Genomic DNA, 21632 nt, shown 5'->3' with positions numbered 1-21632 from the left:
ATGCCCGAGCTTCATGGCCCTTCTCACCACACGACAGCGCAGCGTCTGCCGGGCTTGACGCCTGCGCTCTTGGGGATCCTGGCGGGCAGCGCCCTGCAGCTGCAGCAGGCGGCACTGTGGCCGTCTGCCATTTATATGCTTTTTGTGCTTCTGGCTCTTATAGGATATGGGCTGATAGCTATATATTTAAAAGCATATGGGCGCGCGGTGGCGCTCGCCACTTGCCTGGCTTTTGCGGTGTTGGCGGTGGGTGTCACCGGCTGGCGTGCCACGCTGTTTGTCGACTCGGCCTTGGCGCCAGCGCTGGAGGGACGTGACATCGCGCTCACCGGTGTGGTGGCCGGTTTGCCGCAGCCTTTTGAAGGGGGTTTGCGTTTTCGTTTTGAGCAGGACGCAGCCCGGCTCGATGGGCAGCCGGTGGCGCTGCCGCAGCGCCTAGAGCTGGCCTGGTACAGCGGTGTGTTTGGCCAGGGGGATGGCGCGAGTGATCCGTCGGGGGAGGTGCAACGCACACCGTCTGAGGTGCAGGCGGGTGAGCGTTGGCAGTTCAATGTGCGGCTCAAAGCGCCCCATGGTGGCCTCAACCCGCATGGCTTTGACTACGAGCTGTGGCAGTGGGAGCGGGGGGTGCAGGCCATCGGTTATGTGCGCGCTGGCCGCCGTGACCCGCCGCCCCAGCGTCTGGGGCAAACCTGGCAGCACCCGGTGGACCGTTTGCGTCAACAGGTGCGGTCGTCCATTTTTTCCAGGGTGCCCGACCCACGCGCTGCCGGTGTGTTGGCGGCCTTGGTCACGGGTGACCAAGGCGCGATTGAGCGCTCTGACTGGGATGTGTTTCGCGCCACCGGTGTGGCCCATTTGATGAGCATTTCTGGCCTGCATATCACGATGTTTGCCTGGTTGGCCGCCGCGCTGGTGGGTGGTGTGTGGCGGCGCTCCACGCGCTTGTGCCTGTGGCTGAGTGCACCGAGCGCGGCCTTGCTCGGTGGCTTGGTGCTGGCGGCGTTGTACGCCCTGTTCAGCGGCTGGGGGGTGCCCGCCCAACGCACGGTGCTGATGCTGGCCACCGTGGGTGTCTTGCGTTTGCTGGGTCTGCGCTGGCCATGGCCGCAGGTCTGGCTGCTGGCCTGTTTGATGGTGGTGGTGCTCGACCCGTGGGCCCTGTTGCAGGCGGGCTTCTGGCTGAGTTTTGTGGCGGTGGGTGTGTTGTTTGCTTCAGATTCGGGAGCTACCAGCCCAATCGATAAAAGGGCTAGAGACCGATTTGTTGCGATGTTGCGGGAGCAATGGGTGATCACGCTGGCGCTCACACCCTTGAGCCTGTTGTTGTTTGGTCAGGTCTCTCTGGTGGGTTTGCTGGCGAATGTGTTGGCGATTCCGCTGGTGACGCTGCTGGTGACACCGCTGGCCATGGTCGGGGTGGTGGTGCCCGGCTTGTGGACCTGGGCTGCTGGAGTGATTGACCTGTTGGGCGAGGTGTTGCGCTGGCTTGCGGCCTGGCCGTGGGCGGTGCTCTGGGTGGCCAAGGCACCGTGGTGGGCTGGCGCGGCAGCGGTCTTGGGAGGTGTGTTGCTGGCCTTGCGTCTGCCTTGGAGCCTGCGTCTGGCCGCACTGCCGCTGGTGCTGCCGGTGCTGTTGTGGCAGGCACCCAGGCCGCCACTTGGTCAGTTTGAGCTGTTGGCTGCAGACATCGGGCAGGGCAGTGCGGTGCTGGTGCGCACCCAGCACCATACTTTGTTGTACGACGCGGGCCCACGCTTCAGCAGCGAGAGTGATGCCGGCCAGCGTGTGCTGGTGCCATTGCTGCGGGCTTTGGGAGTGCGGCTCGACACCGTGATGCTGAGCCACCGCGACAGCGATCACAGCGGTGGCGCCCAGGCGGTGTTGACGATGCAGCCGCAGGCCCAGCTGATCAGTTCGATGGCCGGTGAGGACGGCCTGGTCACACCAGACCCGGCCCAGCGCTGTGTGGCAGGCCAGCGCTGGCAGTGGGACAGGGTGGACTTTGAGGTGTTGCACCCGCAGGCCGCCGACTATGGTCGGCTCACCAAGCCCAACGCCCTGAGTTGTGTGCTGCGCATCACCAACGGCCAGCAGACGGCCTTGCTGGCGGGAGACATTGAGCAGCCGCAGGAGGCCCAATTGGTGCAGGCGCTGGCCAGTGGCCCGCCCGGTGCCGTGTCCACATTGCGCGCCGATGTGCTGCTGGTGCCGCACCACGGCAGCAAGTCCTCCAGCAGTTTGGCCTTTCTGACAGCCGTGCAACCGCGCATTGCGCTGGTGCAAGCGGGTTACAGAAACCGCTTTGGTCATCCGGCGCACCCTGTTTTGGTGCGTTATCAAACGCTTGATGTCCAGCTGTTTGATACGCCCCATTGTGGTGCTGCGACATGGCGGTCGTGGGTGGCGCAGGTTGTGCGCTGTCAGCGTCAGGTGGATCGGCATTATTGGCACCACCCGGTGCCCTGAGATGCTGCATGGCTGACTTGCCAACACCTTGCTTTTTTTGAGACTTGCCAGGTTTGGAGCCCGCGCCTGGGAAAGCCTGACGACAGGATCAAGGGGCATAAATAAACCTGTGCCGCTGGGGCAACTGCCCCGGTGATTGGCCCAAAGCTTGCTATCGTTTGCTCAGGAGAAGAAATTCATGCAGAAATTCGACGAGATGTACACGCAATTGCCCTATGAGTTCTTCACCCATGGCGCGCAAATCCGCGATCACTACAAAATTTACGACGAATGGCTAGCCCGCCAGCCGGGCGACATGATGGCCAAACGCCGTGAAGAAGCTGAGATGATCTTCCGCCGTGTCGGCATCACCTTTGCGGTGTATGGCGACAAGGATGAAGACGGTGCGGGCACCGAGCGCCTGATCCCGTTTGACCTGATTCCGCGCATTGTCCCAGCCAACGAGTGGCGCATGCTGGAGGCGGGTCTGGCCCAACGTGTCAACGCGCTGAACCGCTTTCTGCATGACATCTACCACGACCAAGACATTCTGAAAGCCGGGCACATTCCGCGCGAGCAGATTGAACAAAACGCCCAGTTCCGCCCACAGATGATGGGTGTGGATGTGCCCAACCAGGTGTATTCACAGATTTCGGGCATCGACATGGTGCGTGCACCTGACGCCCAGGGCAAAGGTGAGTACTACGTGCTCGAAGACAACCTGCGGGTGCCCAGCGGTGTGAGTTACATGCTCGAAGACCGCAAAATGATGATGCGGCTTTTTCCCGACCTGTTCAACAAACACCGGGTGGCGCCGATTGCCCACTATCCTGACTTGCTGCTGGAAACCCTGCGTGAAAGCAGCCCGGCCACCACGGCCGAGCCCACCGTGGTGGTGCTCACCCCCGGCATGTACAACAGCGCCTATTTTGAACACGCCTTCCTGGCGCAGCAGATGGGGGTCGAGCTGGTGGAAGGCCAGGACTTGTTCTGCAAGGACAACTTTTGCTACATGCGCACCACCCGGGGCCCGCAGCGGGTGGATGTGATCTACCGCCGTGTGGATGACGACTTTTTGGACCCCACCGTGTTTCGACCCAAGTCCACCTTGGGCTGCGCCGGCCTGCTTGATGTGTACAAGGCCGGCCATGTGAGCATCTGCAACGGGGTCGGCACGGGTGTCGCCGACGACAAGTCGATCTACCCCTATGTGCCCAAGATGATCGAGTTTTACCTGGGTGAAAAGCCGATCCTCAACAATGTGCCCACCTACATGTGCCGCAACAAGGACGACCTGGCTTATGTGCTGGCCAACATGAAGGACCTGGTGGTCAAAGAGGTGCACGGTGCGGGCGGCTACGGCATGCTGGTGGGCCCCGCCTCGACCAAGGCCGAGGTCGAAGACTTCAAAAAAGCGGTGATGGCCAACCCCTCGGGGTACATCGCCCAGCCCACGCTGAGTCTGTCGAGCTGCCCGACCTTTGTCGAGAGCGGCATTGCCCCACGCCACATTGACCTGCGCCCCTATGTGCTGAGCGGCAAATCTGTGCAGATGGTGCCGGGTGGCCTGACCCGTGTGGCGCTGAAAGAAGGCTCGCTGGTGGTCAACTCCTCGCAAGGTGGTGGCACCAAGGACACCTGGGTGTTGGAGGACGACCGTTCTGCCGCCGCCCATGCGGCGCAGGCACAGTCGCAGACCCAGTCCAGCGGCGAGCCCGACCCGAGCTGACCACCCAGATCACCCAAGAAAGCCACTTATGTTGTCACGAACCGCCGACCACCTGTTCTGGATGAACCGTTACACCGAGCGAGCTGAAAACACCGCGCGCCTGCTGGATGTCAATTACCAGACTTCGCTGCTGCCGCAGTCCGAGGCGGTCGCACTGTCGGGTTGGCAGGGCTTGCTGTCGATCAGCGAGCTGATGTTCAGCTACAAGGAAAAACACGGTGAGATCAATGCCAAAAAGGTCATGGACTTCATGGTCAAGGACGAGAGTAACCCATCCAGCATCCTGTCTTGCCTGACCGCCGCGCGTGAAAACGCCCGCGCGGTGCGGGGTGCCCTCACCACCGAAGTCTGGGAAACCCTCAACCAGACCTGGCTGGAAGTCAAACGCAAGGTCAAGGCCGGTGAGTTTGAGGACGACCCCGCGCAGTTTTTTGACTGGGTCAAGTTCCGCTCCCACCTGTCGCGTGGTGTCACCGTGGGCACCATGTTGATGGACGAGGCGCTGTATTTCATGCGCCTGGGCACTTTTCTGGAGCGTGCTGACAACACCGCGCGCTTGGTGGATGTGAAGTTTCATGCGGTCGAGAGCGACTTCTATGGCACCGCCAACCTCAAGAAAGACCAAGAGTACGACTTCTACCACTGGAGCGCCATTTTGCGTAGCGTCAGCGGTTTTGAGGTGTACCGCAAGGTCTACCGCGATGTGATCAAACCCGAGCGTGTGGCTGAGTTGCTGATCTTGCGTCCGGACATGCCGCGCAGCCTTCACTCCAGCCTCAACGAGGTGGTGAGTAACCTCAAGATGGTGGCCAACGACCAAAGCACCGAGACCCAGCGCCGGGCTGGCAAGTTGCGCGCTGAGCTGGAATATGGCCGCATCGACGAAATTCTGGCAACCGGCCTGCACGCCTACCTGACGCAGTTTCTGGACCGGGTCAATGACCTGGGCGCCCACATCAGCCGGGACTTTCTGATTCCGACCCCGGTGTGAGGCGCCTGCGACAGGCGATGTATTCGCAGATCAGCCGGCTGTTCAGGCCGGTGGCGGCTTGGCTGGGGCGCTTGAGCGTGAGCCGCAAGCTGACGCTGATTTACCTCCTGGACTTGACGGCGGTGATTTTTGTCTCCGGCATCCTGATCAACGAAAAATACCTGGCCATCGATTTTGCTCGCAAGGAAATGGTGGGCATCAGCTACACCAACGCGGTGCGTGATATGTTGATGCCCCAGGTGGGCACACCCAGTCTGGCGCAGGTGGATGTGACCGCCGCGCGTTATCGTTTGGCGTCCCAACGTGCTTTGTTCGATGTCCAGCTCAACGCCCAGGCCGACAGCCAGGCCTTTGTGGCCAGTTTTGACGCGCCAGGCGCCGCCTCGGCGGCGACACCTGCCTCGTTCAAGCCAGTGATCAGCAGCGCCCGTGCGCTGATCACCACCGTGGGCAACCAGTCCAACCTGATCCTCGACCCCGATCTGGACAGTTACTACAACATGTCGCTGGTGGTGCTGCGTTTTCCGGAACTGGTGGATGTGCTGCTGGATACCGCGCAGGCGGTTGGCAAACAGACCCCGCGCTCGGTGGTGGCGTCCTCGTTACACAGCACCACCTTGCTGATTCTGGCGGGGCGGCTTGACGCGATCCGCCAGGGCATTGCCTCGGACTACGCCCAGGCGCTGGCGGCTGGTAGCCCGGCCCTCAAGGCGGCTTTACAACCGCAGCGGGAAAAGCTGGATGCCCAGTTGGCAGATCTGCTCAGCCAGGTGCAACGGGCGTCCGAGCAAGGCACCACCGAACACGAACGTCAGATTTTTGCCAGCAGCCATGGTGACGCACTGGACAGACTGAACCAGGCCTGGGTGGCCTCGTCCCAGGCGCTGAGCGGTTTGTTGCAGGCCCGGGTCGAGGCCCAGTTCCACAAGATGTGGCTGCATCTGGGCACCGCCTTGGCCTTGTTGCTGGCCATTCTGAGCCTGGTGTTCACCGTGGCGCGGCTGATTGCCCGGCCCTTGAAACAACTTGCGGGTGTGGCCAACGATGTGCGCCAGAGTGGCAACTACAACCTGCGGGCGCAGTGGGACAGCCAGGACGAGATTGGCCACCTGGTGAATACGTTCAACGGCATGCTGGCCCAGCTGGACCAGGACCGCTCGGCCCGTGAGGAACTGGCCGCCAACGCCCGTGCCGCGCTGGCCCAGGCTGAGTTGCTGGAGTCAATCCCGGTGGCGATGATGGTCACCTCAATCCCCGATCACCGGGTCTTGCATGCCAACGAAACAGCCCAGCCCTGGCTGGCCGGCTGCACCACCGACCCCTGGCACAAGGGCCTGGAGCCCGGTGTGCGTTCGCGTTTTTTCCAGCAACTCTCAGACCGCGAGCAGATTGACGAGTTTGAGGTGCGTTGGCTCGGTGGTGTGGAGAGCGCGTGGGCAGTCTTGTCGGCGCGGCGCCTGAGTTTTCAGGGCCAGGACGCTGTGTTGACCACGTTCACCCCGATCAATGTGCTCAAGCTCATGGAACAGCGTATGGAGTTGTGGGCCAAGGTGTTTGAGGCCTCCAGCGAAGGCATCATCATTCTGGACAGTCAGCAAAAGGTGCTCAGCGTCAACCGGGCCTATTGCCGCGCCACTTCTTACGATTTTTATGAGGTGGTGGGTGAACATCTGGGGCGCCTGCTTGGGCACGAGCAGCACAACTCGGCCGACGATGCCTCCGACGCGATGGATGCGCTTGTGCTGGCCGACATCATCCGCGCCATCCACAAGCGCAACGAGTGGCAGGGCGAGGTGTTGCTGCGCAAGCGTACCGGTGAAACCTACCCGGCCTGGATGATGATTTCGGCGGTGCGTGAGTCCTCGCTGCAGGAAGACATTTCTCACTACATTTGTATCGCGGTAGACATCACCGACCGCAAACGCACCGAAGCACGTGTCAAGTTCCTGGCCCACCACGATGTGCTGACCGAGTTGCCCAACCGCGCCATGTGTGTCGAGATGTTGGAGGCCGCCCTCCAGCAGGCCAGCGCCAGCGGTGAATGCCTGGCGGTGCTGTTCATTGACCTGGACCGCTTCAAGGTCATCAACGACACCCTGGGTCACCACATTGGTGACGGTTTGCTGCAGTCGGTGGCGCAGCGTCTGCAACAGGCGGTGCGCTCTGGTGATCTGGTCAGCCGCCTGGGCGGGGACGAGTTTGTGGTGATTTTGCGCCAGCTGCAAGACGGTGCCCAGGCGCGCTGGCAGGCCGAGCAGCGCCTGATCCCGCTGATCCGCCAACCGCACCAGGTGCACGGTCATGAGCTGCGGGTGTCGTGCAGTGTGGGCATCGCGATCTTCCCGAACGATGGCCACGACCTGGTGGAGCTGATGCGCCGCGCCGACGCTGCCATGTACGAGGCCAAAACCTCTGGCCGTGATGCCGCCCGGGTGTTTGATGTATCGATTGACCTGGCCATCCGTGAGCGCCAGTCGCTCGAGCAGCATCTGCGCCTGGCGCTGGAGCGCGGTGAGTTCTGCCTGCACTACCAACCCCAGGTGGACGCACAGAGCCAGCAGGTGGTGGGTGTCGAAGCTTTGTTGCGCTGGAACAGCGCCGAGCTGGGCGAGATTTCTCCGACCCGCTTTATCCCGGTGGCCGAAGAGTGTGGCCTGATCCAGCCGATAGGCCGCTGGGTGATGAACGAGGCGTTTCGGCAAAAAGCCGCCTGGCAGGCTTTGGGTCTGGATGCGCTGGACCTGTCGATCAACCTGTCAGCGGCGCAGCTGGCCGACCCCGAGCTGGTCGGCCTGGTGCAGCACTGCATTGAACGCCACGGCTGCGACCCCCAACGGATGGTGCTGGAAATCACCGAGTCTCATCTGATGGCCGACCCGGTGGCCGCCAGCGCCAAGCTCTCTGCCATCAAGGCGCTTGGCCTGCAGCTGTCAATTGACGACTTCGGTACCGGCTACTCCAGCCTGGCCTACCTCAAACGCTTTCCGATTGATGAGTTGAAAATCGACCAGTCTTTTGTGCAAAGTATGCTCGATGACGACGCCGACCTGGCCATCGTGCGCTCCATCATTGCGCTGGGCCATGCGCTGGGTCTGCGCCTGGTGGGTGAAGGGGTGGAGCATCAGCAACAGGCCATTCAGCTCAAGGCCCTGGGTTGTGACGAGTTGCAGGGTTATTATTTCTCGCGGCCGCTGAGCGCGCGCGCACTGGAGCAGCATGTGTTCCAGGGGCAAAAGAAGCTGGAGCACAGACACGCCTGTGTTTGATCTGACTGGGGGGCCGGTCAGGGTTTCGTGGCAATAATCGGCATCAGGAGTTTTTTGCATGTCCATCCGAGCCTTGAACCGTGAACTGGATGCCGCGCGTGACGCGGGTCCGGTCAAAGATATTGTCATTCCACCCTGTCCGCAGCTGCTGGTGCAATTGCAAGACGAGCTGGCCCAGGCTGACCCCAACCCGCAACGGGTGGCCGAGATTGCAGGTGCCGACGTGGCGATGGCCGCCGCGTTGATCAAGGTGGCCAACAGCTCTTTGTACGCGCGCCGCGAGCCGGTGCATTCGGTGGCGCAGGCGATCAGCATGCTGGGTGTCAAACCCACGGCCAGCATCCTGACCGGTTTTTTGCTGCGCAACGCGATTCGCATTGACCCGACACTGATCGAGCATTTTTGGGAGTCGTCCACCCGTCGATCGTTGGCTATGGCCCACATTGCCGGGCAGATGTACGGGCTGGACCTGGATGTGTGCAAAACCTGCGGCCTGTTTTTCCATGTGGGCATCCCGGTGATGCTGCAAGGTGTGCGCGGCTACAGCGGCACCTTGGTAGAGGCCATGGCGCGCCAGGACCGCACCTTTGTCCAGACCGAAAACGCTGCCCACCGCACCGACCACGCGGTGGTGGGTGCGATTGTGGCTAAAACCTGGCGCCTGCCCGCCGAGGTGGTCTATGCGGTGCGGCTGCACCATGATTTTTCGTCACTGACCGACGCCCGTGTGCCGCTGCAGGTGCGCCAGCTGGTGGCCATCGCGGCCATCGCCGACCACCTGGTGGCTCATCACGAAGGTGTCCAGAACCAGCGTGAGTGGGAAAAATCGGGAGCGCAGTGTCTGGCGTTTCTGCAGATTGGCGCCGAAGAGGTCGAAACCTGGGTTGACGAGTTGTTTCCGGTGTTTGAGGGTGTGATTGTCACCTAGCCCTTATTTCATAAGGGTATCTAGCTACGTTTGATGTAGCAAATTCACGGCGTGCTGGTCGGTTTGATGGCTTCAAAGCTGTTGGCTGCATCCAGCTGGGTGGCCACTTTCAAGACCGCTTGACCCAGTTCAATCACGGCCATCGCGTAATAACTGCTCCAGTTGTAGCGGGTGATCACGTAAAAGTTTTCGGTGCCTGCCAGGTAGCTCGCCGGTGCATCACCGTTTTGCAGCTCGATCAGCGCCAGTTTACCGGGGTAGGACTGGGCAGCCGCCTCCAGCACTATACCTTTGGCCTGAAATTCCGCCACACTGAAGGTCGGCAGGATGTCTGGCGCCATCAGCGCGGGCAGGTCGAGCCGGGTGCTGTCAAAACTCAGAGCAAAGTGGGTCGGCTGCCCGGGCTGCCAGCCAAAAGCGGCGAGGTAGTTGGCCACCGAGCCAATCGCATCCCCGGGGCTGGTGAACAGGTCGACCTTGCCGTCCGCGTCAAAGTCCACCGCATGTTTGTGCCAGCTGCTGGGCATGAACTGCGGTAGGCCCAGCGCCCCGGCATAACTGCCGCGCCACAACGTCGGGTCGATGTCACCACGTTGCATCATGCTCAGAAACTGCGCGAGTTCCCCTTTGAAGTATTGGCTGCGTGTGGCGGCGCGTGGGTGGCTTTGGGGAAAGTCAAAGGCCAGCGTGGCCAGCGCATCCAGCACCCGGTAAGTGCCCATTTGCTGGCCATAGATGGTTTCCACACCAATGATGCCCAGCAGGATGTCCACCGGCACACCGGTATGGGCTTGCGCCCGCAGCAGGGTGTCGCGGTGCAATTGCCAGAAGACGACACCCGCGCGGATGCGTTTGGGCTCGACAAAACGGCTGCGGTACAGCTGCCAGTTTTTGGCCACACCCACGGCGGGTGGTGTCACCGCCTGGGCAATGGCGGGGATGTAGCGTGCCTGGGCCAGCGTCTGGCGCACCCAGGCCGGGTCCAGGTCGCGCTGCTGGGCGATCTCGTCGGCGGCTGCCATTGCGTCACTGCGCTGGGCGTAACTCGGGCCGGGCACCGGAGCGCTGGCCACCGTTTTGGCAGCTTTTTTCGGATGATGTGGGTGTTTTTTGGCCTCAGCCCTGATGGGTAAAGCGGTGACAGCTATCAAAAGCAGTGCAAGTAAAGGTCTCAAGGCTGGCAAAGGCATGGTCAATTGTTGTTTCAATCACCCCAGCGTAGGCGCCGGAGTTCGTGTTGCAGTGTAGTGAGCTGGCGCTTGTGGCCGCTGTGCCCATTTGGTGGGGCGTAGCGCAGCGCTTCCAGGCGCAGCAGCCAGTCCATCAGTGCCTGGACCTCGGTGGCGGTGCCGCCTCGGGCCCGCAGCTGCTCGGCCAGTTCACGCGGTGTGCTGTTGTCTGGTGCGGGCAGTCCGGCGCGTAACAGCCGCACACGGGCTTGGCCCAGCAGACGCAGCCAGGGGTCCTGCCGCTGCCGCTCCCAGGCACTCCAGCCCGCGCCGAGCAGGCTCACCGTCACCACGATGGCACACAGCAAGAGAATCAGGTCTTCCCAACTGGGCGCCTCAAAACCGATGCTTTTGAGTAAATCGAGCTGCTTGGCCTGGGTGTAGTTCAGCACCCACTGGTTCCAGCGGTTGTTGAGGGCGTCCCAGCTGGCACGTATGTTCAGCGCAAAACGCGGGTTGACATTGCCCAGAATCGCATTGGCAATCACCCCGCGTGGTGTTTCCAGTCGGGCAAAACTGCCGGTACGCATGGGTGCCACCATGGACGTTGGGTCAACCCGCTGCCAGCCCTGGCCAGGCAACCAGACCTCGGCCCAGGCGTGGGCATCACTCTGGCGTACCGTCCAGAAACCATCCACGTTATTGCGCTCACCTCCCTGGTAACCGGTCACCACCCGTGCGGGCACCCCGGCGCCGCGCATCAGGATCACAAAACCCGCCGCAAAGTGTTCACAAAACCCGGCCTTGCGGTCAAACCAGAACTCGTCGGCACTGTCGCGACCATACAGACCAGGTTCCAGCGTGTAGACAAAACCACCGGTGCGCAAACGCTCCAGCGCGGCCTGCACCAGGTGGCTGTTGGCACCCTCACCAGCGGGGGCCTCACGTTGCAGGGCCTGCGCGAGTGCCAGCGTGCGCGGGTTGAAGCCGCTCGGCAAGGCCAGGTAGGGCGCAAGTCGCGCCGGACTCTGGTTTTTGCCGTAGCTGAACTGGGGGTAGCTGGTGGCCTGGTAACGCAGCAGCGCGGTGGCTTGGCGGTCTTGTTGCCATTGCAGCTCAGCCGACATGCGCGCGCGGCCCTGCGGCAGCTCAGGCGCGCTGGGGGTGGCGTCCAGCGTGAGCAGCCAGGGCCGCTGGTTGGGCTCCAGCGTGACCTGGTAGGCTACCGCCTGGCCCTGCACCTGCAGAGCGGCTTCGGCAGCGCGCCACACGCCCGCTGCCTCGCTGGGCCGCCAGCGCACACCGTCAAAGTTGGACAGCACAGGGCCACGAAAGTACAGGTCTTTTTGCGCAGGTGGTGTGCCACTGAAGTTGATACGCATGGCCACGCTGTCGTCCAGCGCCAGGCTGGCGATGTTGCCCACCGTCATGTCGTTGGACAAACCACTGCGCCCGGTCATCGCGTCCCCCGGCAGGCCCCACAGCGGCGCCATGCGCGGGAACAGCAGGAACAGCACCAGCATGATCGGCGCCCCCAACAGCGCCATGCCACCCGCAGTGCGTGCCGACTGCCACAGCGGCGGTCGTCCCACTGGCAAATGGGCGTTGACCAGCGCCGTCAACAAGCCCCACAGCGCGATCAGCATGACGGCGGCGGTCAGCAACGACTGTGAGTAGAAGAAGTTGGTCAACATCAAGAAGAAGCTGAGGAAAAACACCACATAGGCGTCGCGCTGGGCACGTAACTCAAGGGTTTTGAGTGCCAGCAAGACCACCACCAGGGTCACCCCGGCGTCACGCCCGAGCAGGGTTCTGAACGACAGCAGCGTGGCACCGACCGCCACCACCAGCAGGCCCAGGCGCCACCAGCGTGAGGGCAGCGCCTGACCACGCCAGGCCAGCACCCCGCGCCACAACATCAGCACCCCAGTCAGTGGCCCACACCACAGCGGCAACTCAGAGAGCATGGGCGCCACCACCCAGCCGATCACTGCCAGCACAAACAGCGTGTCGCGGGTGTCGCGCGGCAAGTGGCTCAGGGTGTCGGGCAGCTTCATGCGAGAGCCAGCGCACGCAGGCAGCGTTGCAGGTGTTGTGGGCCGTGGTCGGGGCCGATGTCCTGGCCGTTCAAGCGCAGGCCGTAACGCAGGCCCAGCTGGTCGGCCCGCAGCACCCATGCACACAGGCGGTTGAGCTGCTGCTCAGGATGCGCCAGCCCGGTCAGCGGGCGGCTGAGCCAGAGGTCATGCTGCTGCGCCGCCACACTGTCGCGGCTGACCAGCGCGCCGGTTTTGGCCACCTGTTTCCACAGGATGTTTTTTAAGGGGTCTCCACGCCGGTAGGGCCGGATGCTGTCTGGCTCGCCGTGGTGATGCGGTGCGGTACGGGTCGGGCCGTGGCCGGTCTCGGATGACCCGCCGGGCAGGGGCGGCGGCTGGGTTTCAGGGAGCGGGTAGACCAGTAACTGGCTGGCTGGTCGCCACAGGGTCCAGACACAAAAACTGCCCAGCGGAAACAGGGTCTGGGCACGCACCGTAGGCAGCGGGTGCAGGCCACGCTGGCCCGGTAAACAGGCCAGTTGCACGCGTGCCTGCGACAGCGGCGCCAGATCGGTATACACCCACTGCTGGCTGCCCTGGATGGCCAGCGCCAGGGCCGGTCGGGTGCGCTGGCTGGGGTTCAGCAGTTGGATGTCAAAAACGGCTCTAGCCCCCGCAAATACTGGGTCAGGTGCTATCAAGCTCATGGTGATGCCACGCAAGTTGGCATGGCTCACATGCATGGCCACCAGTGAACAACCGGCCAGCAAAAAGGTCAGCAGGTAACCCAGGTTGAGCTGGTAGTTGATGGAGGCCAGCAGCAGCACCAGCAGGGTCAGGGCCAGCATCCAGCCTGCGCGGGTGGGCAGGATGTAGACCGTGCGCTGGGTCAGAGTCACGCTGTCGGATGCTGGCAAACGTGCCTGCCACCAACGCTCAAACCTTGCTCGTAGCGACGCAACCGGGCTCCAGGTCAGCTCAGCTGTGGCACTGGTGATGCCAGACCACCAGATGCGCCACTTGGCGCGGGAGGCCTGTGAGGTGCTTCGGTCGGGAGCCATTCAGGTGTCGCTACCGGCCTTCAGGCCAGAGCACCCGTGGCACTGGCTTGGCCAGGCCACTGGGTGCGCCCCCTTGAGGGGGAGGCTTCTGAAGCGCTTCGGGGTGCAGTCATAGTCGGAGACAGGTGTCGCTGCCGCGCTTTAAGCCAGGGCACCCGTGGAACTGGCTTTGCCAGGCCAGTGGGTGCGCCCCCTTGAGGGGGAGGCGCCGAAGGCGATTCGGGGGGGAACTTCATTGCAGCGGCACCGCGTCCAGCAAAGCCTGGACCTGCGCACGCGCGCCGCGGTTGGCGTCGGTGCTGGGAATCAGCCGGTGCGCGATGGTTTGCGGCAGGATGGCGCGCACATCGTCGGGTGCCACATAGTCGCGCCCGCTCAGCAGGGCGCGTGCCTTGGCGGCGCGTACCACCGCAATGCCGGCGCGTGGGCTCAGGCCCTGCACAAACCAGCGGCCAGAGCGGGTGGCAGCCAGCAGGTCTTGCACATAGTCCAGCAAGGGCTCGCTGGTGTGCACCGCCAACACCTGGTTTTGCAGCAACAGCAACTCGGCCGGGCTCAGCAGGCTGGGCAGGGCATCGACCAGCTCGCGTCGGTCGGCACCACCGAGCAACTGGCGCTCGGCCTCGCGGCTCGGATAACCGAGCGAGAGACACATCAGGAACCGATCCAGCTGCGACTCGGGGAGGGCATAGGTGCCCACCTGGTCCATCGGGTTTTGGGTGGCGATGACAAAAAAAGGAGAGGGCAGGGGCCGGGTCTGGCCGTCTATGCTGACCTGTTTTTCTTCCATCGCTTCCAGCAAGGCGCTTTGGGTCTTGGGGCTGGCGCGGTTGATCTCGTCGGCCAGCAGCACCTGGGTAAACAGCGGGCCGGGGTGGAACACAAAAGCTTCCTGGCTGCGCTCGAACACCGAGACCCCGAGCAGGTCGCTGGGCATCAGGTCGGAGGTGAACTGCACCCGTGAGAAATCCAGACCAAAGGTGCGTGCCAACGCATGGGCCAGCGTGGTTTTGCCGACCCCCGGCACGTCTTCAATCAGCAGGTGCCCCCCTGCCAGCAAACACGCCACACAATCTTGTGTTTGGTCAAATTTGCCCACAATCACCGTGTTAAGCTGATTGACCAGGGCTGTAAGCTTAGCTTGTATATCCATCAGGTAACCTTACCAAAAAAATCATTCCAGGAGACAAACCTGTATGTCAATGACCGGATACTTTACACACCCGAGCTTTCGCAAACATGAAATGGGTCCGGGGCACCCTGAATGCCCTGAGCGGCTGGACGCGATTGATGACCGGCTGCTGATCAGCGGGTTGGATGTGGCGCTGGACCGGCGCGAAGCCACACCCGCATCCACCTCCGACATCGAACTGGCCCATGGCCGCATGTATGTCGCCGCCATTCGCGGGCTCAACGCCGAACTCAAGGAAGACATCGCTGCCGGTGGTGCCGACCACCTGCAGATCGACCCCGACACCAGCATCAACATCCACACCTGGACTGCGGCCCTGCATGCGGTGGGTGCGGCCACCGACGCGGTCGACGCGGTGCTGGCCGGTGAGATGAACACCGCCTTTTGTGCGGTGCGCCCGCCCGGGCACCACGCCTGTCGCGACAAGGCCGGTGGTTTTTGCTTTTTCAACAACGTGGCGATTGCCGCCAAATACGCACTGGAGCGGCACAACCTGCAGCGCGTGGCGATTGTTGACTTTGATGTGCACCACGGCAACGGCACCGAGGACATTGTCAAGGGGGATGACCGGATTTTGATGGTGAGCTTTTACCAGCACCCGTTTTACCCGTTGGACTGGCAACACTCCAGCGCGCCCAACCTGGTCAACCTGCCGGTACCCGCCTACACCAAGGGTATGGAAATCCGCGAGATGATCGAAGCCGCCTGGATGCCGCGCCTGGAGGAGTTCCAGCCCGAGCTGATCCTGATCAGCGCCGGCTTTGATGCCCACCGTGAGGACGACATGGGTCAGCTTGGCCTGGTGGAAAGCGACTACGCCTGGATGACTGGCCGCATCATGGATGTGGCGCGGCGTCATGCGCAGGGGCGGGTGATCAGCTGCCTGGAAGGTGGTTATGTGATGAGCCCGCTGGCGCGCAGTGTGGAGGCGCATATCCGGGTGATGGCCGATGTCTGAGGTGCAACCCGACGACCTGCAAAACTGGCTGGCGGCGCTGGCGCAGACCAGCACTCTGATCGAACTGGCGGTGCTGCTCGGCTGCGCCTTGCTGGCCTGGCTGCTGGCGCACCTGGCCGCCAAGGCCTTTGTGGGCCGCGACGCCAACAGCATCACCTTTGGTCGGCGCATTGTGGATGGTGTGTTGTTTCCGGCGCTGTGGCTGGCACTGGCTTATCTGGCGCGTCAGCTGTTGGGCCATACCTTGCCACTGGCGGCGTTCAAGATTGCGATACCGGTGCTGATGTCGCTGCTGGTGATCCGCCTGGGTGTCAAGGTGCTTCAGGCGGCGTTCAGCGAAACACCCTTGATCCGTTTTCTGGAGCGCACCATCTCCTGGGTGGCTTGGCTGGCCATGGTGCTGTGGGTCAGTGGTTTGTTGCCGGTGGTGATGGAAGAGCTCGACCAGATCAGCTGGAAAGTGGGCTCCAGCCAGCTGTCGGTGCGCAAGATCATTGAGGGCTCACTCACCGCCGGTCTGGTGCTGATCATCACCTTGTGGATTTCTTCGGCACTGGAGTCCAAGCTGCTGCGCCATGTCACCGGTGGTGAGCTGAGCCTGCGCAAGGCCTTTAGCAACGCAGCCAAGGCGCTGTTGATGTTTGTCGGCCTGTTGCTGGCGATGTCGGCGGTGGGCATCGACATGTCGGCGCTGTCGGTGCTGGGTGGTGCGGTGGGGGTCGGTATTGGTTTTGGCCTGCAGAAGCTTGCCGCCAATTACGTCTCGGGTTTTGTCATTCTGGCTGAGCGCAGCATGCGTATTGGTGACACGGTGCAGGTGGATAACTTCAGCGGTGTTATCACCGAGATCAATGCACGCTACACGGTGATACGTTCGCTCAGCGGCCGTGAATCGATTGTGCCCAACGAGATGCTGATCACCAGCCGGGTCGAAAACCTCTCGCTGGCCGACCCCAAGGTCTGGCAGTCCACCACGGTGTCGGTGGGTTATGAGAGTGATGTGGACCTGGTCACGCGGCTGCTGCTGCAGGCCGCGTCGATGCAAGAGCGGGTGCTGCAGGAGCCTGGCCCGGCGGTGGCACTGATGAACTTTGGTGCCGACGGGCTGGAGTTCCGCCTGGGCTACTGGATTCGCGACCCCGAAAACGGCAGCGACAATCTGCGCTCCTTGATCAATCTGGCGATTTTGCAGCTGCTGCGCGAGAACCGGATCGAAATTCCTTTCCCACAACGTGTCATTCATCAACGCGCCGCTTGAGCACAAGCCAAGCAGTGGGTATACTTAAAAAAGAACGGTCGTTCTATTATTGGTTTTCTGGCGGATTGTCTGTGGTTTGACCAGGCTGGCTGGTGTGCCCGCATAAAATGCCCAGGTTGACGTGCACGTCAATGGAATTGACCGGTGCACGGTGTGTTTTGCCATTCATTTTTACTTTGGAGAGACGTTTTTATGAAAGTCCTGGTCGCAGTCAAACGCGTGGTGGACTACAACGTGAAGGTCCGGGTCAAGTCGGACAACACCGGTGTAGATATTGCCAACGTCAAAATGAGCATGAACCCGTTTGACGAGATTGGCATCGAAGAAGCGGTGCGTCTCAAAGAAAAAGGCATCGCCACCGAAATCATCGCGGTGTCCTGTGGTGTCACCCAGTGCCAGGAAACCCTGCGCACCGCCATGGCCATTGGTGCTGACCGCGCCATCCTGGTCGAGACCGCAGCCGAGTTGCAGCCATTGGCGGTGGCCAAGATCCTCAAGGCGATTGTGGACAAGGAACAACCCGGCCTGGTGATCCTGGGCAAACAAGCCATCGACGACGATTGCAACCAGACTGGCCAGATGCTCGCGGCCCTGACCGACCTGCCTCAAGTCACCTGCGCCAGCAAAATCGAAGTGACCGACGGCAAAGCCAGCATCACCCGCGAAATCGACGGTGGTTCTGAAATCCTCAGCGTCACTTTGCCAGCGGTCATGACCGCTGACCTGCGCCTCAACGAGCCGCGCTACGTCACCCTGCCCAACATCATGAAGGCCAAGAAAAAGCCGCTCGACATCATCAAGGTGGAAGACCTCGGTGTCGATGTGATCGCCCGCATCAAGACCCTCAAAGTCTCCGAGCCGCCCAAACGCAGCGCCGGCATCAAGGTGCCTGACGTGGCCACGCTGGTCGCCAAACTCAAAACCGAAGCCAAGGTCATCTGACCCAGCGCCTGAGCCCACAGATTGAAGGAAGACACATGAGCTCTCTTGTTATTGCCGAACACGACAACACCCATCTCAAGCCCGCCACCTTGAACACCATCAGCGCAGCCAGCCAACTCGGTGGTGACGTGCATGTGCTGGTGGCTGGCGCCAACGCCGCTGCTGTTGCCGCTGCCGCCGCCCAGGTCGCCGGTGTGGCCAAAGTGATCCACATCGATGCTGACAGCCTGGCCCATGGTGTGGCCGAAAACGTCACGGCCCAGGTGGTGGCGCTGGCGCCCAGCTACAGCCACATCCTGTTTGCAGCCACCGCATCGGGCAAAAACATCGCCCCACGTGTGGCCGCCAAGCTCGATGTCGGTCAGATTTCTGACCTGAGCAAAGTCATCAGCCCCGACACCTTTGAGCGTCCAATCTACGCTGGCAACGCGATTGCCACCGTGCAGAGCCTGGATACGATCAAGGTGATCACCGTGCGTACCACAGCTTTTGATGCTGCAGCCCAAGCAGTACAAGGGTCAGTAGCTATTGAAACGGTAGCTGCTGTGGCTGTTACGGGTGGCAGCACCTATTTGGGCAGCGAGATCGCCAAGAACGACCGCCCCGAACTCACCGCCGCCAAGGTCATCGTCAGCGGTGGCCGCGCTCTGGGTTCTCAGGAAAAGTTCAACGAAGTGATGGTGCCGCTGGCCGACAAGCTCGGTGCCGCCATTGGTGCCAGCCGCGCCGCAGTGGATGCCGGGTATGCACCGAACGACTGGCAAGTGGGCCAGACCGGCAAGATCGTCGCTCCCCAGCTCTACATTGCAGCGGGCATCAGCGGTGCCATCCAGCACTTGGCAGGCATGAAGGACAGCAAGGTGATCGTTGCCATTAACAAAGACCCCGAGGCACCAATTTTCAGCGTGGCCGACTACGGGCTGGAGGCTGACCTGTTCGTTGCGGTGCCGGAACTGGTGGCTGCCCTGTAAGGCAAGCCGGTTACCAGGGCATCCATGTGATGCCCTTTTTTTTCGCCAGAGCATGGGCACTGGTGCGCTCAAGCCTCAAAAAAACCAGGAGACAAGCATGAGTTATATCGCCCCCCTCAAAGACATGTTGTTCAACATCCGCTACCTGGCGGGTATTGATCAGATCGCGCAGTTGCCGGGCATGGAGGATACCGGCCTCGAGACCGCGCAGGCAGTGCTCGAAGAAGCCGCCAAATTTAATGAAACTGTGCTGGCACCCCTGAACTGGGTCGGTGACCAGAACCCCACCAGCTGGAAAGACGGTGTGGTCACCGCCACACCCGGCTTCAAGGAAGCGTTCAAGGCCTACACCGAAGCCGGCTGGCAGGGCCTGCAACACCCGGTGGCTTACGGCGGTCAGGGCCTGCCCAAAACCATCGGTTCGGCCGTCGGGGAAATGCAAAACTCGGCCAACATGAGTTTTGCCTTGTTGCCGCTGTTGTCCGACGGTGCCATCGAGGCGCTGCTGACAGCAGGCTCCAGTGAACTCAATGCCATCTACCTGGAAAAACTGGTCAGCGGTTTGTGGACCGGCACCATGAACCTGACCGAGCCACAGGCAGGCAGCGATCTGGCGGCGGTGCGCACCAAAGCCGAACCCCAGCCCGATGGCAGCTACAAGATCGCCGGCACCAAGATTTTCATCACCTGGGGCGAACACGACCTGGCCGAGAACATCGTGCACCTGGTGCTGGCACGCGTGAATGGCGCGCCTGCTGGCGTCAAAGGCATCAGCCTGTTTGTGGTGCCGAAGTTTTTGGTCAAAACCGACGGCTCGATCGGTGTGCGCAATGATGTGGCTTGCGTCAGCATCGAGCACAAGTTGGGGATCAAGGCCAGCCCCACCTGTGTGCTGCAGTTTGGCGATAAGGGCGGTGCCGTGGGGTATCTGGTGGGGCAGGAAAACCGGGGCCTGGAGTACATGTTCATCATGATGAACGCCGCCCGCTACGGTGTGGGGGTGCAGGGTATTGCGATTGCTCAGATGGCGTACCAGAAGGCGGTTGAGTTTGCCAGGGAGCGCATCCAGAGCCGCCCGGTGGATGGCTCCTTGCCCACAGCGGGGCCGATCATTCACCACCCCGATGTCAAACGCATGTTGATGACCATGCGTGCCTACACCGAGGGTTGCCGTGCCTTGTCGAGTGTGGCGGCTGCGGCTTACGACGCGGCGCACCACCACCCCGATGCCCAGACGCGTGAGCAGAACGAAACCTTCTACGAGTTCATGGTGCCGCTGATCAAAGGCTTTTCCACCGAGATGAGCCAGGAGGTCACTTCATTGGGTGTGCAGGTGCATGGTGGCATGGGCTTCATCGAGGAAACCGGCTGCGCCCAGTACTACCGCGACTCGAAGATACTTACCATCTACGAAGGCACCACCGCGATCCAGGCCAATGACCTGGTCGGTCGCAAAACCGCGCGTGATGGTGGCCAGACCGCCAAGGCACTCGCCGCTCAGATCGCCCATACCGAAGCTGATCTGACTGCCAGCGCTACGCCAGATGCCCTGGCCATGGCCAAGCGCCTGGCGGCGGCGCGCCTGGCCTTCATCGAGGTGGTGGACTTTGTGTCGGGCAACACCAAGGTCCACCCCAATGTTGTGTTTGCCGGTAGCGTGCCCTACCTGATGCTCGCGGGTAATTTGATGGCGGGCTGGCAGATGGGCCGTGCCCTGCTGGTGGCGCAAGAGGCACTGGCACGGGGTGAGGACGTGGCTTTTATGCAGTCCAAGGTCACAACCGCGCGCTTTTACGCCGATCACATCCTGACCAAGGTGCCCGGCCTGCGCGACAGCATTGTGGACGGTGCAGGTAGCGTGACCGCACTGGCGCTGGACGCGTTTTGAGCCGCTGGCCAGACTCGGCCCTGCGCTGGGTCTTTGGTGCGCTGTTGGCCTGCTTGGCTGCGACCTCGGCCATGGCACAGGACGGACTGGTGGTCCTGAGCTCGCGTGGTGATGTGGGCATCAGTTACTGGTGGATGCCGCGTGACGGTGCCGTGGCCACGGTGCTGTTGTTTGCGGGTGGCCATGGTGGTATCGGGCTCAAGGGCGGTGTGCCCCAATCAGGCAACTTTCTGATCCGCTCGCGCGACGATTTCGCGCGTGCTGGCTTCAATGTTGCCCTGGTTGGCAACCCGAACGACGCCAGACAAATGACCCCGGCGTTTCGCCGCTCGGGCGAACATCAGGCCGATGTGCGCACCATCTTGGATGACATTGGCCAGCGCAGCAACGTTCCGGTGTGGCTGGTCGGCACCAGCCAGGGCACCCTCAGCGCGGCTGCCAACAGCGTGGCACTGGGCGCCCGGATTGCCGGTGTGGTGCTGAGTTCCACCGTCACTGGATCGCAGCCGGGTGGCTCCGTGGTCGACATTGCGCTGGAGGACATCACGGTGCCTGTTCTGATCTTTCAGCACAAGCACGACGCCTGCCGCATCACCCCACCCGCTGCGGCGCAGCGTTTGATCAGCCGACTGGTGTCTGCACCGGTCAAACAGTACATCGAAGTCGATGGTGGAACCGAACCCAGCAGCGGCCCCTGCGAGGCTTTCCATCACCACGGTTATGTCGGTATGGAAGCCCAGGCGGTGGACCAGATCAGCGGCTGGATCAAGCACCCAAGTCACTGACCCGCTG

At 62.0% G+C, this 21632-nt stretch carries 15 protein-coding genes; 11 read left to right on the top strand and 4 right to left on the bottom strand.

The window, feature by feature from the left end:
* The 5 genes from FDG13_RS16675 (at nt 1) to FDG13_RS16655 (ending at nt 9362) form a co-directional block, all read left to right on the top strand.
* Complete coding sequence (locus tag FDG13_RS16675) at nt 1-2469, top strand: DNA internalization-related competence protein ComEC/Rec2 (protein WP_180130723.1); 2469 nt, start codon at nt 1-3, stop codon at nt 2467-2469.
* 178 nt (nt 2470-2647) lie between these two features.
* On the top strand, nt 2648-4177 hold the full coding sequence (locus tag FDG13_RS16670) for a circularly permuted type 2 ATP-grasp protein (protein WP_180130720.1): 1530 nt from the start codon (nt 2648-2650) through the stop codon (nt 4175-4177).
* Nucleotides 4178-4205: 28 nt separating this feature from the next.
* Nucleotides 4206-5168: an alpha-E domain-containing protein gene (locus tag FDG13_RS16665; protein WP_180130717.1), complete on the top strand. Its 963-nt coding sequence runs from the start codon at nt 4206-4208 to the stop codon at nt 5166-5168.
* Entirely contained in the window at nt 5165-8434 is a 3270-nt protein-coding gene (locus FDG13_RS16660) for an EAL domain-containing protein (protein WP_370528242.1), read from the top strand. The genes FDG13_RS16665 and FDG13_RS16660 overlap by 4 nt, the downstream gene beginning before the upstream one ends.
* A gap of 58 nt (nt 8435-8492) precedes the next feature.
* A complete protein-coding gene (locus FDG13_RS16655; RefSeq protein WP_180130714.1) occupies nt 8493-9362 on the top strand; it encodes an HDOD domain-containing protein in 870 nt (289 codons plus the stop codon).
* 44 nt (nt 9363-9406) lie between these two features.
* Here FDG13_RS16655 and mltB read toward each other — a convergent pair whose 3' ends face one another.
* The 4 genes from mltB to FDG13_RS16635 form a co-directional block, all read right to left on the bottom strand.
* Nucleotides 9407-10552 carry a lytic murein transglycosylase B gene (gene mltB / locus FDG13_RS16650; RefSeq protein WP_180130711.1) on the bottom strand — a complete coding sequence of 382 codons (1146 nt, stop codon included), beginning with the start codon at nt 10550-10552 and terminating at the stop codon, nt 9407-9409.
* A 14-nt stretch (nt 10553-10566) separates the two neighbouring features.
* Nucleotides 10567-12588 (bottom strand): DUF3488 and transglutaminase-like domain-containing protein, encoded by a 2022-nt coding sequence (locus tag FDG13_RS16645; protein ID WP_180130708.1) that lies wholly within the window; start codon nt 12586-12588, stop codon nt 10567-10569.
* The gene (locus FDG13_RS16640) at nt 12585-13631 is read right to left on the bottom strand and encodes a DUF58 domain-containing protein (protein WP_180130705.1); all 1047 of its coding nucleotides are present in this window, start codon (nt 13629-13631) and stop codon (nt 12585-12587) included. Before FDG13_RS16640 ends, FDG13_RS16645 begins: the two co-directional genes overlap by 4 nt.
* Before the next feature lie 232 nt (nt 13632-13863).
* Entirely contained in the window at nt 13864-14784 is a 921-nt protein-coding gene (locus FDG13_RS16635; protein ID WP_180130702.1) for a MoxR family ATPase, read from the bottom strand.
* Nucleotides 14785-14827: 43 nt separating this feature from the next.
* Here FDG13_RS16635 and FDG13_RS16630 point away from each other — a divergent pair, with 43 nt between their 5' ends.
* The 6 genes from FDG13_RS16630 (at nt 14828) to FDG13_RS16605 (ending at nt 21625) form a co-directional block, all read left to right on the top strand.
* Nucleotides 14828-15781 carry a histone deacetylase family protein gene (locus FDG13_RS16630; RefSeq protein WP_180130699.1) on the top strand — a complete coding sequence of 318 codons (954 nt, stop codon included), beginning with the start codon at nt 14828-14830 and terminating at the stop codon, nt 15779-15781.
* Nucleotides 15774-17039 (top strand): mechanosensitive ion channel family protein, encoded by a 1266-nt coding sequence (locus tag FDG13_RS16625; RefSeq protein ID WP_180130696.1) that lies wholly within the window; start codon nt 15774-15776, stop codon nt 17037-17039. The genes FDG13_RS16630 and FDG13_RS16625 overlap by 8 nt, the downstream gene beginning before the upstream one ends.
* A 192-nt stretch (nt 17040-17231) precedes the next feature.
* Complete coding sequence (locus tag FDG13_RS16620; RefSeq protein WP_180130693.1) at nt 17232-17981, top strand: electron transfer flavoprotein subunit beta/FixA family protein; 750 nt, start codon at nt 17232-17234, stop codon at nt 17979-17981.
* Nucleotides 17982-18016: 35 nt separating this feature from the next.
* A complete protein-coding gene (locus tag FDG13_RS16615) occupies nt 18017-18952 on the top strand; it encodes an electron transfer flavoprotein subunit alpha/FixB family protein (RefSeq protein WP_180130689.1) in 936 nt (311 codons plus the stop codon).
* Between the two features lie 97 nt (nt 18953-19049).
* Nucleotides 19050-20840, top strand: a complete 1791-nt coding sequence (locus tag FDG13_RS16610) for an acyl-CoA dehydrogenase (RefSeq protein WP_180130686.1) — start codon at nt 19050-19052, stop codon at nt 20838-20840.
* Nucleotides 20837-21625 carry an alpha/beta hydrolase gene (locus FDG13_RS16605; protein WP_180130683.1) on the top strand — a complete coding sequence of 263 codons (789 nt, stop codon included), beginning with the start codon at nt 20837-20839 and terminating at the stop codon, nt 21623-21625. The genes FDG13_RS16610 and FDG13_RS16605 overlap by 4 nt, the downstream gene beginning before the upstream one ends.
* The last annotated feature ends 7 nt before the right edge of the window (nt 21626-21632 follow it).

The sequence above is a fragment of the Rhodoferax sp. BLA1 genome (genome assembly GCF_013416775.1).
In the GTDB taxonomy this organism is placed as follows: domain Bacteria; phylum Pseudomonadota; class Gammaproteobacteria; order Burkholderiales; family Burkholderiaceae_C; genus Rhodoferax.
Note: the sequence above shows the minus strand (reverse complement) of the source record. Positions and strands in the feature narration are given on the sequence as shown.